This window comes from Cupriavidus sp. HMR-1, assembly GCF_000319775.1.
Lineage (GTDB): Bacteria > Pseudomonadota > Gammaproteobacteria > Burkholderiales > Burkholderiaceae > Cupriavidus > Cupriavidus metallidurans.
This window is the reverse complement of sequence record NZ_ANKP01000144.1, coordinates 1-16,274: the sequence shown is the minus strand read 5'-3', so window position 1 is coordinate 16,274 and position 16,274 is coordinate 1. Positions and strand designations below refer to the sequence as shown.

Sequence of the window (16,274 nt, the reverse complement as noted above, 5' to 3'; positions counted from 1 at the left end):
ACGTCGTCAATTGAGCGCTTACGAATTAGTACCGAACGCCCGCATGGACATGGATTGGAGAGGCGTCCACCAGGTCAGCTTTGCAGAGGCGACCGAAATACTCGGAAGCCATAGAAACGTGTTAGAGGCACTGGCCCTTCGCAATCTCGTCTGTGACCTTCATCAGCCGTTGGGCGCTGAAACAATGGTTCGACCTTTCGCGGAGGCCGATGATGACGCGTTGTTCGTTTAAGCGAGGATCAATTGTGACGATCGACGCTGTCTATCATCGTATCGTTGAAATTGTTGGTAACCGTTTGTACCTACGCGCAGCCAACGACGGAGCACTGCATGAATACTTGAATCTGGAACTCCTAAGCCTGTATGCGCAGGCTCGTCTCAAGATCACGACGCTCGGTGAATTTCCGGCGGACGATGACGGGTGCCCCCGTCAGGAACCTATCGAACGAAGCCTGGCGGACTTCCCTGAGGTAATACGCAACAAGGCCATCCGTAAGTGGAGGTACCTAACCGCGATTTGTCCAGACGGGCGGCTCGGACTCAGTCGGAACATTCTCCGCGAATCGCTTCGCACGTGTGCAGAACAGATTGAGCCCGGAGGTCGGCCGCCATCGATCGCACGCTTCTATGCCTGGCGACGGAAATGGGTGTTCGGCAACATGGACATTCGAGCTCTGATAGACAAATGGGAGCTCCGAGGTAGGCGGCCCCGTTCCGATTACCCTGATGTTCTGCGTGACCTGATAGCCGAAGGTATTGAGAGTATTTATCTAACTGAGCAGCGCGAGTCAAAAGTGAAACTCCGTGATTGGATAAATGCGCGGATTAGGAAGACGAACTTGGGGCGGCCGCCAGAAGAAGCATTGCCTGATGTCTCAATGCGACTGATCAACAGATTTCTCGATCAATACGAAAAATACGATGTCCTGAAGCGTCGCTATGGGCAGCGAGTTGCGGCACAACAACTTGCCATGTTTGGTAAGGGGCCGGAATGCACGCGGCCATTGCAGCGAGTCGAAGTTGATAATACGCCGTTGGATGTGCTTGTGGTTGACGAGGCCACATCGCTCATTCTTGGGCGCCCGTGGGTGACCGTCATGATTGACCGATACTCGCGTATGGTCGTTGGCTACCACCTGAGCTTCCGAAAGCCAAGCGTCCCCTCGGTACTTCGATGCTTGCGTCACGCGATGCTTCCCAAGACGTACATACGCGAGATACATCCCGAGGTCAAAGGCGACTGGCCTTGCTTCGGGCTGATCGAGTCGATCGTCTGTGACAACGGCCTGGAGTTTCATGCGAAGGCTCTAGAGGCTGCATGCGCGGACATTGGCACCCATCTGCTCTACTGTCCACCGCGTTTGCCGCATTTGAAAGGTGTCATCGAGCGATTTCTAAAAACACTCAACTACAACTTTCTACATCTGGTGCCAGGTACCACATACTCGACCTACGCAAAGCGGCTCGACTACGATTCGGTTGCCAAAGCAGTGCTTACGCTTGCCGAACTTCAACTGGCCCTCCACAAGTGGATCGTGGACGTATATGGGGCAACATTTCACAGAGGTGTGAACGCAGCCCCGTTACAGCGATGGAAAGAGGGCGTGGAAATCGACCCGCCTGAACTTGCGCCTGACGCGCGGCGCCTCAAGGTATATCTTGGGCAAGTCGAAACGAGGCAGTTGGACAAGAACGGCGTTCAACTGAACAACTTGCGATACACCTCTCCAGAACTACAGCGCATTCGCGGAGATAAGAAATCATTTGAAGTCACGGTCAGATATGACCCAGATGACCTGGGCGCCGTGCATGTTTTGGATCTGGAGCGCAAAGAGTATGTTGTCGCGAGCTGCACAACGCCGGACGTCGCGAACGGCATGTCGTTGGAACAACATACTCTTATCAGCAGAAAGGCGAAAGAAGACTATGCGGCATTGCCGCTACACGACGCCATGCTTGCCGCAAAGATGGAACTTCGGGAATTTACCGAGCGCCTCCTGCAGACACGGATCCCCCCGGGACTGCGGAAAAAACGGCGATCCCCTGTGGCCAAGGAAGTGCTCAGGCAAAACGCTGAGACTCCCCCAGTTGCTGCGGACAGAAATGAACTGCCCCCTGCCACAGAGAAGGATTTTTCCGACTACATCGTGTCATGGCTTGCCGACCAAGAGCTGTCGAGATACGACGTTGAGTACCGTCCGATTCCGAGCAGCGAGCATGAGGAGTGAGTATGGCATCAAGCCTCAGCAACGATAGGGCAGAGCGCCATGCAGTTACGCGGCGCCCCGACCTTCAGTCCGATATGTTCGCCAGTGGCACGCAGCCACTTCGGCCCGCCGACGCGGCCGTATTCGAGTTTAGGCGGAAACTCATTCGATACCCGGCATTCACAAAAGCCGTGCAGGCCATCGAGAGATGCCACCTATACGGTCGCCACTTAGTAGAAGAGCCAGATTGTCTTCTCATTACGGGTGTCTCGGGTGCGGGAAAGTCCACGCTTCGCAGAACATACGCCGCCAGATATCCGCGTCAGGAGTTCGAGGAACGTACCGTGATAAAGGTTTTGGAGCTAGAACTTCCGTCGGCGCCAACGATAAAAAATGTCGCAGAGAGAATATTGATGGCCCTAGGCGATCCGCACGCTGATAAGGGCTCCGCCGAAAGCAGGACGGCACGCATAATCACCCTGTTTAGGGAGTGTCGCGTTGAACTCGCAATGCTGGATGAATTTCAGCAGTTCGTCGACAACGCGGGTGGCAAGATCGAGTACAAGGTCGCCGATTGGCTCAAACAATTGATCAACGCCACACGTGTTCCCTTCGTGCTACTCGGTTTGCCTCGCTGCAAACGGATCCTCGAAGTAAATGAGCAACTGCGCCGCCGGTTTCTTCCCCAAGCTACCTTGTCACCATTCTCCATCAAGACAAAGGCAGAAGCTATCAAGTTCGCAGAGTTTCTTAACACACTTCATGCCCAGGCACCGCTTCGCAGACCATCAGCGTTTATTGAGCCTGCGGTGATCCCTCTCATGTTCTACGCGACCAATGGGCTCATCGACTATCTGATGAAACTTACAAGTAATGCAATAAAGATCGCTCTGGAAGAGGAGCGCGACTGCATAGATCTCGATGTATTAGGAAGAGCATTCGAAAACGCGATATGGGCCCAAGTTGATCGCGAGCGAAACCCGTTTGACTGCAACTTCATACCTAGATCACTTAACAAAACTGGTGAGCCGTTCAGTGGCTACTCTTAATCGACTGCTGCCTGCAAAGCTGCTTGTCCGGCCGTTGCCATACAAAGGCGAGAGTCTATTTAGCTATGTTCACAGGGTAGGGGAGCTGAATGGTCTTGTCTCACTAAATTGGGCACCTTCGGTGCTGAACAAGCTTGTGTCATTCGGGGTCAAGAGCCATGTACCTCTGCTACTGCTCGCGGAATCGGTCGGAATCGACCCCGATCTCCTATCAAGGATGACTTGTCGGCCCAAATCTACCGAGCTGGGACACGTTGTGGAGTTCATGAATGTTGATGTGCCGAAGAAACTTTTCCGCAGAACACGTTCGGCGATTTGCGCTGAGTGCCTGCGCGAGCGAGAAGCTACGCCAGCTGTTCGGGACCTGCGCGTCATCTGCGCGTGCGTACGACACCGGCAATGGTTGATCGATATGTGCCAGAAGTGCGGTTGTACTCTGGATTGGCGCCGAGAACAATTGGTCCGATGCGAATGTGGAAATGATCTTACGCTTGAAATCCGAAGTGATTTCGAGCCACCTGAAAATGTACTGGTATTCACCAAGGCGCTGGAAGATTGGCTAAGAAACGATCTTCCGTTCGCCGAAGAGCGCTCTCGAGGGTTTCAGCGCTTCATAGAGGACTGGCTAGTTGCTGATTCCATTCAGCTCTTTCAGAGCGCAGAACGATACGTTAGACGGTGCGAGTGTGAACAAATGACACTACCGCTTTCCACCGCAAATCATCGCTTTGATATGGCGGCAGTCCTAACCATGTCATACGTGGCGAGAGTTTGACTACACCTTTTCAGGCCGAGATGCGTTGACAGCAGAACTTGGTCCAGCCTTCATCGTACGACTAGTTACATCGCCCATCGCCATTGATTGGATTCATTGGAGGCAAAGGCATGCGGTTATTGATTAGACCCTTGCCGTTAGCATATGAATCGAGGCAAGGTTACGTCCTTCGCTTGAGTTCACTGAACGGATTCGATCATCCTCGTTGGTGCATCTCCCTTGCGAGTGCGAGCGACGACACTGTGGAACGGCGAGCATCTCTGAGCGCGCTGACGGGGCACGACGATGCTACCCTTTCGATACTTCGCGGGCCAGTATTTGGACTCGGGTCTTTGAATGTCCGCGATAGTGGCAATGTGGCGTTGCGATACTGGAACACCCGCTTTCAGCGCTATTGCCCAATCTGTCTGGCCGACCAACGATATCACCGTGCAATTTGGGGCGTGACGTTCGGCGTTGCTTGTCACAAACACGCTGTCTGGTTACGTGATGATTGCCCCCGATGCAGGCAGGCCATCCGATGGACCAACGCGCCGCTCGGCAAGTGCTCATGCGGGACCCTACTTGAGACCGCCGCCGCACTACCATGCACCGAGTATGCTCGCTCCTTTGCACACTTGCTAGCCTCCGCACTGCATTCTGGCTCTGCAGTAGCGCAAGAGCTTTCGGCGGGCTTGCCAGTACTTAAGGCCGAGGAGTTGCTTCGCCTTACTTGGTTTGTCGGTGCGTATGCAATGCGGCAAACAGCGAAAGCGCAGAAGATCTCCGGCGTCATGCAACTCGACCACGCTGTCGTCATGGTCCAGGCTACAAGTGAGGTGCTGTTCGATCGGCCTGGCGGATTTCACTGTTTGCTCGATGAGATCAGTGCTGGAGGAAGGTCGGCTGCAAGCGGCAACAAACTATCGGCTCACTTTGGCCGGTTCTATCACACTCTCTACAAGAGTTTCCCTGAGGCGACGTTTGGGTTCCTGCATGATGGATTCGAAAGCTACATAGGCCGAAACTGGACTGGTCAGTTAGCAAAAAGAAACCGCAGATTCTCGCCGGAGTCCCGTGACTTGCACGAGTGGATCTCGGTCAAGGAGGCCGCAAAGATCCTACATATTCGAACCACAAAGGTGAAAGAGCTTGTGGAGAAGGGCGAGCTTGTCGGCCGGTTCTTTCCGACGTCGAGTGGGCGTCGAATGGGCTCGATCCTAAAGGACAGTGTCACTGCCGCCGTTGGGCGGCATGCAAAGCTACTGACGCTGGTAGAAGTAAGGCGAACGCATGGGCTTTCCAGGAAGCGGCTGTACAAGCTGATAGCGGATGGCCTACTCCGTGCAGTAAGCGGACCACCAGTCGACGGACATCCGGTTTGGCAGTTCGAAGAAGCCGCGCTGGAAGAAGCCATTAGACTGGTAGAGCACAGCGAAAATGGGGGTGCCCAGCAGAAGGAGAATGAACGGCCGTAAAGTTCGATGGTCGCCGGTCCGCCGTACGCAGGCAGTTTCATGCTGGAGGGCTTTCAATGACGGCCGAGTAGTGTTGAACGAATTGCCGCGCGACGGAATGAGTAGTTTGGGGCTACGACCTTGTGTCATTGCAGGACAATCAATGGAGCGACAATGATAGATCCGAGGGTCTTGGACAACGCCACGGCAAGCGAGGAGGAGCATTTCTTCGCGGCATTCGAAGACATGATTGCCAACGATGATGGCAGTGAGGCGTCGAGGCACCTGAGGGAGGGGCGCGCCATTTACATATCAGATCGGCGCTATCCTGGCCGTGCGGTGCGCGTGCACCCTAATGGCAGACGTGAGCTGATGCGACTAGATCTAGTAAGCGGGCAGTTAGTGGTGGAGCGAGCCGTTTGACACGACAAGAGCGGTCGCAGGCGACTCAGTATCCACCGGAACGTAGACTGGTTGAGTCCACAGCCGTTCCCGATCATTCCCTTGAGCAATTAATGACCGGAGTAGGGGCAGAGGCAGTCCGCCCAAGCTGTACGAACTCTTCAAGCGCCCGTTTGACGGCCTCAGGATCATTCAGCTTTTGAAAGCTCATGGCTCCAAGAGGCCCACTGCCTCGGTGAGGAAGCTTCGACTGTTGCGTGTAGCTGAAGGCTGGCGGCCGCTATTCCCGACGCTCGAAGTTCGGGCCAATATTTGATGTTCGTTTACACCGACCTACGACTCGAATACCAACTCTGGCAACACAACCTCCCACTGCGCAGATCGGACCGTCCGCCTAAAGCCCTCATCCTCATCATCCAATCGACGGATGATGATGGCATGCACACGTGCATAGACACGGGCAAATCCCAACGGTTGGTTGTAGCTGCGCGACAAGCGCCCCACCACCAGGTTGGATGACGAATCCAATAATTCCCATCGATCGGTGTCACGCCGTACTTCGAGCGGGCTGCCGGGACGCAATGCAGCGATCACGTGATGTACGGAATGGCTTGGCACGAGGCGACCGCAGAAGCCCAGGTCCACGTCTGCTGGTGTGAGGCGCTGATATCGCCGGGAAAGCGCAGGCATCGGCTCTGGCAGAGCCGCCGGCGCGCGCTTCATTATTCCGCTCGAAGCTGGAAGCGCATCGATCAATTTGTTGCCGCTAGCTAGGCGGCAAAGTATCAGCATGCTTCTTGCCCGTGTCATGGCGACGTAATAGAGGCGGCGAGGTGCGTCCGGGTCCTCGTTTTTCCCAACCCTCTCCCATCCACCGTCGAGTACCACAACACGCTCGAATTCGAGGCCTTTCGAACTGTGCGCAGACAACAGCAGGAGGCCGCTCTGGCGGTGTCTGGCTTCACGGGCCCATTCAGCCAACCACTCGATGAAGTGGCCGACCGGCAACTCAACTCCTGTCGTCTCCAGCTCGTAGGCATACGCCGCCTCACGCAGCAATGCCCACCACGGGCCGTCGGCTTGCGTGTTCAACCAGAGGCTGATGGCTTGACTGTCAATGAGCTTCCGCTCGCTGCCGCGCAACCAGGTCAATAGGGCTTGCGTTTCGCGCAGCTGCCAGAACTTGGTTGCCTCGTTGTCTGCCATCTGGACCGGGATGTTGAGGTGTTCGCAGTAAGCGCGAACCGGTTCCAGGTACCGCCATTCGCGCGCAATCACCGCGCAGTTGCTCCATTTCCAGTTAGCGTCGAGCGAGGCCAGGCGCTGTAGCTCGGTGATCGCCGCCAGTGCCTGCTGAGCTGGGGAGTCACCCGCAGGCAGCACCTGGACCCTGCCCCGCGCGACCGGATCGCGCACTTCCCAGGCGTCGCCCGCCGGCAGCCGGCGCCTGGCACGGTCGATGGTAATCGGCTCTTCGGCCTTCATGCGCTCGGAGGCCGGTTGTATGATGAGGTTTGCTACATCGATGATGTTGGCACTCGATCGGTAGTTCTCGACCAAAAACTGGGGCTTCGCCTGGTAGTCGTCGGTGAATCGGCGGATGAATTCCATCGACGCACCGTCGAAGCTATAGATGTTCTGGTCGTCATCGCCTACCGCGAAGAGGGTGAGCTTGTTGTCTTCATCTTGCAATGTGCGTCCTGCAAGTGCTGAGATCAGCCGGTACTGTTCAGGGCCGATGTCCTGATACTCGTCCACCAGAATCCAGCGGAAGCCCGCCAACAGTCGCTGGCGCTGCTCGTCCGCTTCCTCCGGCGCCAGGTCGGTACCATCGAGCAGCTTAATAGCTTGCTCCAGCACCTCCTTGAACCGGTCGCCGTTGACCTTGTCGGCCTGCCCGGCGAAGCTCACGCCTGCCAGACGCATGGCCAGGGCGTGGCATGTCAGGACGGTAACGCCTTTGGCGTCGTCACCGATCAGGCTGGCCAGGCGCCTGCGAATCTCGACGGCCGCATGGCGGTTGTAGGCGAGAGCCAGGATACCGTTCGGATTCTCGCGCCGCACGCGGACGAGGTAGGCAATGCGGTGCACCAAGACGCGCGTCTTGCCGGATCCTGGGCCGGCAAGCACCAGCACATTGGTCTGCTCTCGATCGTCGGTGACAATTTGTTTCTGGTTAGGGTTGTTGAGCGCATCCACGATCTGCTGCCAAGAATGCGGTGTAGTCTGTCGCGATAGTTCTTTCTCCCGGTTGGGCAGCCAACGCAGCAGAAAGGCGTCCCGTGTCAAGCTGAAGTAGTCGTTGGCCAACTCATAGGCCTCCTGCATGGCGCGCAATCCGCGCTGCGCGTACTCCCCCATCACATGGATCTGTGTAACCTGTTCGTCGTAGTGCAACTGCAGCGGCGCAAAATCGGCTTTCAGGAAGCCGCGCCTGTCCGGTTCGAGCCGGATCGTCATCGCCGGTCGGAAGACCGCCAGACCTTTGTTCAGGCGAATGACTTCTTGCTCGTGCAGCCACAGCAGCGCCCGATCGAGCAGCTTGGCGGGCTCCTTGACCTGCCCGCACAACGTAGGGTCGGCTTCCAGTGCCGACAGCAGCTTGCCCAGCGTTGTCTCTGCCAGCAGGTCTGTGCCCCGCGCCGTGGGTGGAAGGCAGGAGAGAAGATGCGCAAGTAAGTGCCTGGCTGCGGCGCGGCGTAGACTGGCGGTCGTGGCTAGCTTGTCCCAAGGACGTTGAAGCTGTATCTGGATGGTCTCCGCATCCAGGCGCCGGATACGTAAGCTCCCGGCGCCGTTGTCTTCCGTGCGACCGTCATTGGAGATGCTGCGCACGAGGCGCCAGATCTTCTCGGGTAGGGCATTGGGGTGACCTTCGTCTTTCAAATGCTGAGCCGCGCGCCTCAAATGAAGCACGGATGGCTCGCCCTTATGAAGGTCCGGCGCCGCTTCTTGCAGCATTTGGATCAGAGTCTGCTCCATGGACTCCGTTTCCTCCAACCGCTTTGACGAGGAACGTTCCACAGCAGCGTGGACGAAGGCGGTCAAAGCCGTGTCATTACTGGCAATGCCCAGACGCTCGAGGTCAAAGAGGGCACCGCGGATCTTTTCGGCGCTGAGGCCAGAAATCCCCATCAACTCGTCTGTGGAAATGCCCGCGTCGGCGTTGGCATCCAGCAATGCCTCCACCAGGGCCAGCAGCTGCTGGCGATAGACATCGGCCAGCGGTGTTCCCGTTAGTTTGTTCTTGGCTTCCTCGATCGAGTTCACATGCAAAGAAGAGGGGAAGATTTGAACCTGATTCTCCTCGCGGGTTAGGAGGATGGCCTCCTCCAGCCAAGAGATGGCGGTGCGTACGCGTGTGTCGTCAGTGGCAGAATCGCGCTCGAAGTTGCCTTCTTGGTCTTCCGCTAGGATCTCCCCTGGCGTGGCGACTACTTCTCCGTCGTTCCGTTTCTTGCGATCCAAGCTGCGCAGCGAGCGGAGGACGGCTTGTATCTCGGCGCGTGTCAGGCGCGAACGCGCGGACATGCCAAACTGCCGCTCGACGTCGTCCACCGTGTACAGCAGCACGCAGCGAGCTGGGTTGCGGTCTCGTCCCGCTCGGCCTGCCTCCTGCAAATAGTTCTCGAGGGAGCCTGGGATGTCCGCGTGAACCACCAGCCGGACATCGGGCTTGTCGATGCCCATGCCAAAGGCGTTGGTTGCAGCAATTACCCGTAGCTCACCGCTGATGAAGCGCTCCTGAACACTTTTCTTCGCTTCCGGCGAAAGTCCGGCATGAAAATGTTCAGTATGGATGCCTTTCTCGCGCAGGACAGCGGCCACCTCCTCCGTCTTCTTGCGCGTCGCACAGTAGACGATTGCGCCATCCTTACTGTGCGGGGGAAGAGCAGATGCCAGTACCTTCGAGATGTGCTCGAATTTTGCCTCCGGTGTAGTGGGCACCACCGAGAAATCGAGATTAGTGCGATTAGCCCCACCGTTGAATGGCCTGAGTTCGACGCCCACCTTGTCGCGGAAGTGCCCGAGGATGTCGTCAACGACGTCCGGCTTGGCGGTGGCAGTTAAGCAAAGTACAGCGGGAACGGACCCCTGGCCGGCCCTATCTTTGATGAAACGGCCGACGTAGCGGTAGTCCGGCCGAAAGTCATGCCCCCACTTGGAGAGGCAGTGCGCCTCGTCGAGAACCCATGCTCCAATTTCACGCTGCGCGAGTGTCTTGCGCAAGGCCTGGTTGCGCAATTGTTCGGGCGAGATGATCAAGATGCCGATGTCGCCCAGCCGGACGCGGTCCAGAACGTCGGCGCGCTCAGGCATTGAGAGCAGGCCGTTGAGCGCGGCGCAGCAGGTGATTCCCTTCGCTTCGAGGCCGGACACCTGATCAGCCATCAGCGCGACCAATGGCGAGATGACCACCGTCAGCGCTCCAGTCTTGTTGAAGCGCGACAGCGCTGGGATCTGGTAGCAGATCGACTTGCCCGTGCCAGTGGGCAGAATGCCGAGCACATGCTCGCCACGCATGGCGGCCTCGACGATGCTCCGTTGCAGTGGCTTGCCGTCTTCACCAACAGGCTCAGATCGGAATCCGGGTAATGACGGGAACCAGCGGGCCAGTTCCTTGTCTGGGTTGTGGCGCACCTGGCACCAAGCACAGTGAGGTGCATCACAGGGCGTGTCCCTCAGCAGCTTGACCAGCCTGCCGGCCTCTGGGAATTGGCTGCGCACCCAGGGCGGCATTACCGAGTTGCCTCCCGCTACGGAAAGCCAGGCGATTGCATAGGCGAGCCCCCAACCTTCACGCTTGGCGTCTGCCACAATGCGGCCGCGATGCGTGGAGCAGCTTTCCTCCGCCAACAGACGATCGATAGCGGCAGTGGCATCTTCGTCCGTCGGTCGCAGGGCGCGGCGTATTGAGGCAAAGAAAGCATTCAGCCCAGAACCCGGTTCGTCGACGGTGGTGAGCCAATGCCACGCGACAAGATAATCCGAATTAGCATTGTTTAGCTCCTGCATGGCCCGACGCTGGTCGCGAAAAACCTCCAGGGTCAGACGGGCATCTAATTCCGGATCATTGAGACGGCCGCGTTTGAGCTGGCCATCCTGGTAATGCTTGACAAGGTGGTGGTAGGGGTTGCGCGGGAAAGCCAGAGGGTTGAGCCGCAATGTGTCGACTGCGGGCATGCCGAGCAGATGCAGGTTTGCGTTCGCCGCCGCCAGATGAGGCAGATCGAACGCTATCAGGTTATGCCCGAGGAGAAACGCGCAGGCCTGAGAAAATGTATCGAGCTTTTCTAGCGCCGCCGAAAGATTGCCGCGCCGATGGACTAGGGCCTCGCCCGTGTCGCCGCGGACTGCTGCAAACTGGTGAATGCGCATATCTTCGACCCCTACTTCGAGATCGATTGACACGCACCGTGGTGAAAAGCTGTTATCCACTTCCGTCCTGTCTTCCTCGTCCCTCATAGAATTCGACCTTCATTTCCTCTTGTTTTCTCGCCAGTCGGTCCTTTCTCCTGCCGGCTCCCGATCCAACAGCGCAACATGCCAGCAATCGCGACCTCCGAGGATAGGATTGCTTGCAATATTGCACAGAATATGGCAGATGCGGGATATGCTACCCCGTACAAGAGATTCCTAGAACCATCGTTCTTGTTCTTGCGTGAGGGATTCGAGCATTGCATCGGGAATCAGAGGCGTGAAAGTACTGGTCGAGATGGTGCAGCTCGTGTATTTGACCCTCCGGTTCGATACGCACGTGCCTTTCCAGCTCTGCGGCCGATCCACTCATGCCAGCCCTCCCGTCTTGCGCCAGCGTGGCCCCTGTCAGTGGTACAGCGGTACTTGCCATCGGTCATCTTCGTCAGCCGGCCATTCGGCCGGTTGAATCCGCGCCAAATAGCGGACTTCAATACTCGTGCGCAACCAGGCCGGCTATAGTCATTCCGAAACCCGAATTAGGTTGGGGCGAGATAATGGCTGCTCGCAAGTGCGAGCGGATCTGTGGAGCAAAAACGCAGATCCGGCTGCGTTATTATTCATAATGTGCAGCCTACACGAACATGCCTATCCAACCAAGGGACACTTATGGCAGAAACTGCGACGCCAAGCAACGACTCGCGCTTTGTTATCACGATCAATCTGGACCGGAGCGAGGGCAGTAGTAACGTTGCGGCCGAGGAGCTGATCCAGCGCGTCTGCTTCGATAAGCTGAAAGCTCAGATTGAGCACGACATTAGAAGTCTGAGAGACGTTCCATCTCGTACTGAGAGTCCGGTCTCGGGTGGTGGGCTCGTCTACTTTCTTGACGGTACCCGCGGGGCAGGCAAGTCGACGTTCCTTTGGTCGATCTACAGCAACCTCCCAACAAAGTTTGATCGGAAGGCTGGCGTCGTGGCTGCCCTTGATTACATCGATCCAAGCCGCGTAGAGAGCAATGAGATTGTCCTCCTTACCGTGCTCCATGCGCTCAATCAAAAGGTGCGTCAGCATCGGCAAGTAGGCGTCACGATACGTGAGTCTCGTTTCCAGGACTTTGATTTGGAGTTTAGGAAACTAGCGGGTGGATTGAGCGTTATCGGTCCCCAACACGACCAACTTCGGGACCTCGACCCCGAGCTCTTCCTAGACTGGGGTCTCGAGCGCGCCGGTCACAGCACCGATCTTCGCCGCGCCCTTCACAGTGTGTTCGACGCGGCCTGCGAGATCCTAGGCGTTGACGCGCTGATCCTGGCATTCGACGATGCGGATACCCACGCGAAGCATGCGCGTCGGGTACTTGAGTGCATTCGCAAATACCTCGACACGCCGCGCCTCATTGTACTTGTGACCGGCGATATGGAACTCTACTCGCTGCTGGTTCGCGACCATTTTCATGAGGACCTCGGCGATTTCAATCGCAAGGGACATGATGAGGAGCGTAGAAATCAGCGAAACCGCATGGTCGACCACCTTGAGGACCAGTATCTACTTAAGCTGTTTCCGGTCCAGCGGCGAGTGTTGTTGCGGCCGCTGTGGAACCTGCTGGAACCATCCCTGCTGGCGAAAACGGGCAGCATTCGATATGAGTTTACGCATAGTGAATGGGTAGGGCCACGTGACGTGCTCTGTGTCCTTGAAGAGGTAATTCGACGCGGTCTTCGGATAAAGAATCCACGTGACATCGCTCTTTTCCAGGAATTCCTGCTGACGCAGCCGCTGCGCTCTGTCCTGCAGGTCTTGTCGCGCTGCGCGGCTCTACTGTCGCAGTCGAGTTCCGAAACGGCTGTCTCATCGGGTTGGTCCCTAGATCTGTCAGGCGCACTGCGGGAGGGCCTGCGCGCAACGTTGCTGGGGAGCATGTATAAGCTTGGTGTTGATATTGATTCAATCGTCGCCGGCAACCTCGCTGGGCTTACCGATGCCGTGTTCGAGCTGGCAATGCGGGACGGCGACTATGACACCGCGACGTATCTCCGACCACAGGCTAGTGATCCGGACATTCGTGGCAGCTTCGCTGCGTTGTCTTCAAACGTTGCAGCGCTTTGTGCGGGCAGGCCTGATTTGACAATTCGATACATGCTGACTGGCCCGGGAAGCGTTTCCTTCTATCGCGAAGGATCGGGCACGCTCAAGCAATACAAGCAATACATGGGCATCGGTCGTCGCGATGACTCATTGAACTGGGCCTGGCACGCGACTGGCGTTGTGTCTGCCTCATTTCCGCTCAACCCAAATTTTCCACTGATTCGACATGGCGTCGTTTGCCTCAACATGCGAAAGCCTCGGGGCGTTTCAGAGGAGGTCGCCGGCCAGTACAGGACAGTGCAAGCAGCTATAGATTCCTGGATCGACGCAGGGCGCGCCATTCCGGCGTTTGCGATGAGCTTAGTCGAGGTGTCGGGGCTCAACGCTCGCACCTTCGCGTCGATCTATCACGTTCTCGGGCTAATAGAGCGACTCCTCGCCGTGCCGTACGACAGCAACCGGTCAAGAAACGTCCGTTCCGAGCTGTCGAAGATGTGGCCACCTCTCAGCATTTCCAATCCCATCTCGGTCGGAGAGAGCCTTGTCGACGAAACCGCATCCAACCGCGGCAAGTTGGCCGCGAAGGGCATCTCGGCGGACGATGAGAGCGATGGCGACGGGCAATTCGCCGGACCGCAAGTGCAACGTAGAGCGTACGATCCAAACCTGGACGACCTTTGCCGGCACGTTGAAGAATGGCTGGATCGCATTCGTGGGCTGCGTAGCAAGACAACCCCCTCCTCGGTGCTGATCGGAAAGATCTGGACGCGACTTTACTTCAGCGTGGCACGGGTGTCCGACAATCGCACTGGAATGAGCGGCGTCGCCAGCTACATGGAACTGTTCGCGCTGTGCGTCATTAATGCATTCCTTGTAGAGGAATGCGACCATCACCTGATCGATGAATCTCGAGCAGAGTCAAAGCATCCGGCAATCGGTCGTACCAACCCACGCACGTCGCCGCAGGAGTTTATTAAGAAGCTGCAAGGAGTCGATGTCGATCGCGAGGCAGTCCCTTTGACGACGATCATTGCGACCTGCCCCTTAGTCCTCGGATTGTTGAACAGCAATTATTCGGATTATCAGGAGGCAATCCGCAAACTGGAGCCCGGACTAGACGTCCTGTCGCTATTGTGCCCGGATTGGGCATGGACGGCGATTAACCAGACTTACATCGCCGGCTGGAAGTCCTTCACGTCAGGATCGCCTCGGCAGGAAGGAGCCGACGCCGGCGGTGAAGCCACAATCGCACCTACGGCTACGCCCGTAGTTCAAACGCGAGTGCGGCTGCGCCGAAGCAAAAAGCAAGTGCAGGAGTAGTTAAGGCCATGAGCAATCGCTTCTGTTCTGTGGCGTCCTTGATTGCCACAACGCTGCTATCGAGCCATCAGGTTCTATCCGCAATCAAGGAGCTTCCCTTCGCCCAAGTGCTAGATGACAAGGCGCTGCGAGAGGCTGTATACCTAAGCTACCTGCCTTGGTCTGCACGGTACCCGGACCATGTCTTTGATAGCAATTGGCGGCACCTTGCGGAGGAACGGAAGAACGACGCAGGATCCTTGTGGGTGATGGGTGCACTTAGATGCATCGCACAAGAATTCCTCGAGCAGCGACATGGGCAGATAGTTGTGAGGCGCATGCGCTTCGGCGCATGGCAGCAGAGCGTGATAAGCCGTCTATGTGGGCTTCCTGTCCTAGCCTGGAAACAAGCGGCTGCGGGGAGCGCTGCAAGTCCAGTTCCGGCCTGGGCACAGAATCTTGCGCCGTTGCTCATGCCACACGACGCGTTGGTCGAAGACTATGTTGCGCGGGAGGGCCTCCATGAAACCCATCTGCACCTCAACGGCAGCACGCACGCAGAACTTTGCTGGATGCGCGCATTGCGCGATCCAAAGTCCGAGACTCGGAGTTTTAGTGACACGTGGATGGATCGCGGTAGCTCGGCATCAGCCAGGATCCGCGAGCTCGCCCTAGCGATCAACCCGACACTGAACCCCTCTGAGCTATACCGGCAACTTTTAGTATCGCGCACGCTCCGTCTATGGCTACGAGCCGCTGCACGCGGCGAACTTGCAAGCGATGTACGACTGCCCGGCGACTTTGCTGCTGTACTGCCTGGTGGTGCAGGACCAGAGCCGCCTCAAGGCCCCATGCAGATGAGTATCCAGGACGAGATTGACTGGCAGGTCCGCCTTATCAACAGGCTGATGGCCAGCCCGTGTACCGCCCTGGAGCGCATGTATCATCTCTATCTATTGCTGCAGAACCAGTACTACAGACTGCTCGTACAGAGCGAGGAGCAGTTTGGATTCGATCAGTTCCAAAAACTCACCTTTGTTGGTCTACGCGATTTGGCTGAGAAGGACTATCGGCTGCGATTCCTCGCAATGCATGGCACAGGCACGGCGTTCAGCCGGACCGGGTATCTCGAGGGGCGTATAGCTCCAAAAGCGTCGCTGGAGAAGAACCATGATCTCCTGCATGCGGTGTTGGGAGCCTATTGGAAGTACTTACGCAATGAGCACCTCCGGGAGACTCCCAATCAACGAGTCCCAGCGATGAACGCTTTGCTGAGGGCACTGGACCAGCTCATGGCGCAGAAACCCACTTCTGACCGTCGCCACCACCGCCTTGCAATCGTCGCGCACTTCATCAAGAGGCCCTGGTCGGCTGAGCCAGAGAACAGGGCGGGGCCATACCGCTTCTTCACGCTGCGGTCGGAGCTCGCACAGGCAGCGATTGCGCTGCAGGCAACGCTGGAGCGTTGGCCTCGCCTTGCAACCTGGGTGCGTGGCATCGACGGTGCGGCAAACGAACTACACGCGCCGCCCGAGGTATTCGCTAGCTGCTATCGCGCATGTGCGCGTGCGGGTATTGTGCGTGAGCACGAGATTCGATG

General features: G+C 57.2%; 6 protein-coding genes and 1 pseudogene. 6 read left to right on the top strand and 1 reads right to left on the bottom strand.

All coding sequences use genetic code 11. From position 1 onward, the window contains the following. The 4 genes from D769_RS32550 to D769_RS32710 all read left to right on the top strand — a co-directional run. Positions 1-232, top strand: a 232-nt coding sequence (locus tag D769_RS32550; RefSeq protein WP_008647731.1) for a hypothetical protein, incomplete at its 5' end; no start/stop codon positions are given. A 13-nt stretch (positions 233-245) separates the two neighbouring features. Continuing rightward, on the top strand, positions 246-2,228 hold the full coding sequence (locus D769_RS17840) for a Mu transposase C-terminal domain-containing protein (protein WP_206537006.1): 1,983 nt from the start codon (positions 246-248) through the stop codon (positions 2,226-2,228). 2 nt (positions 2,229-2,230) lie between these two features. Further along, positions 2,231-3,256, top strand: a complete 1,026-nt coding sequence (locus D769_RS17835) for a TniB family NTP-binding protein (RefSeq protein WP_008647726.1) — start codon at positions 2,231-2,233, stop codon at positions 3,254-3,256. A gap of 1,548 nt (positions 3,257-4,804) precedes the next feature. After that, a complete protein-coding gene (locus D769_RS32710; protein ID WP_241227879.1) occupies positions 4,805-5,488 on the top strand; it encodes a helix-turn-helix domain-containing protein in 684 nt (227 codons plus the stop codon). A gap of 714 nt (positions 5,489-6,202) precedes the next feature. Here D769_RS32710 and D769_RS17820 read toward each other — a convergent pair. Then, positions 6,203-11,248, bottom strand: a complete 5,046-nt coding sequence (locus tag D769_RS17820) for a RecQ family ATP-dependent DNA helicase (protein WP_241227878.1) — start codon at positions 11,246-11,248, stop codon at positions 6,203-6,205. A gap of 708 nt (positions 11,249-11,956) precedes the next feature. Here D769_RS17820 and D769_RS17815 point away from each other — a divergent pair. Both D769_RS17815 and D769_RS31895 read left to right on the top strand, forming a co-directional pair. Further along, complete coding sequence (locus D769_RS17815) at positions 11,957-14,695, top strand: hypothetical protein (RefSeq protein ID WP_008647717.1); 2,739 nt, start codon at positions 11,957-11,959, stop codon at positions 14,693-14,695. Positions 14,696-14,703: 8 nt separating this feature from the next. After that, positions 14,704-16,274, top strand: a pseudogene (locus tag D769_RS31895) (hypothetical protein); the annotation flags it as partial.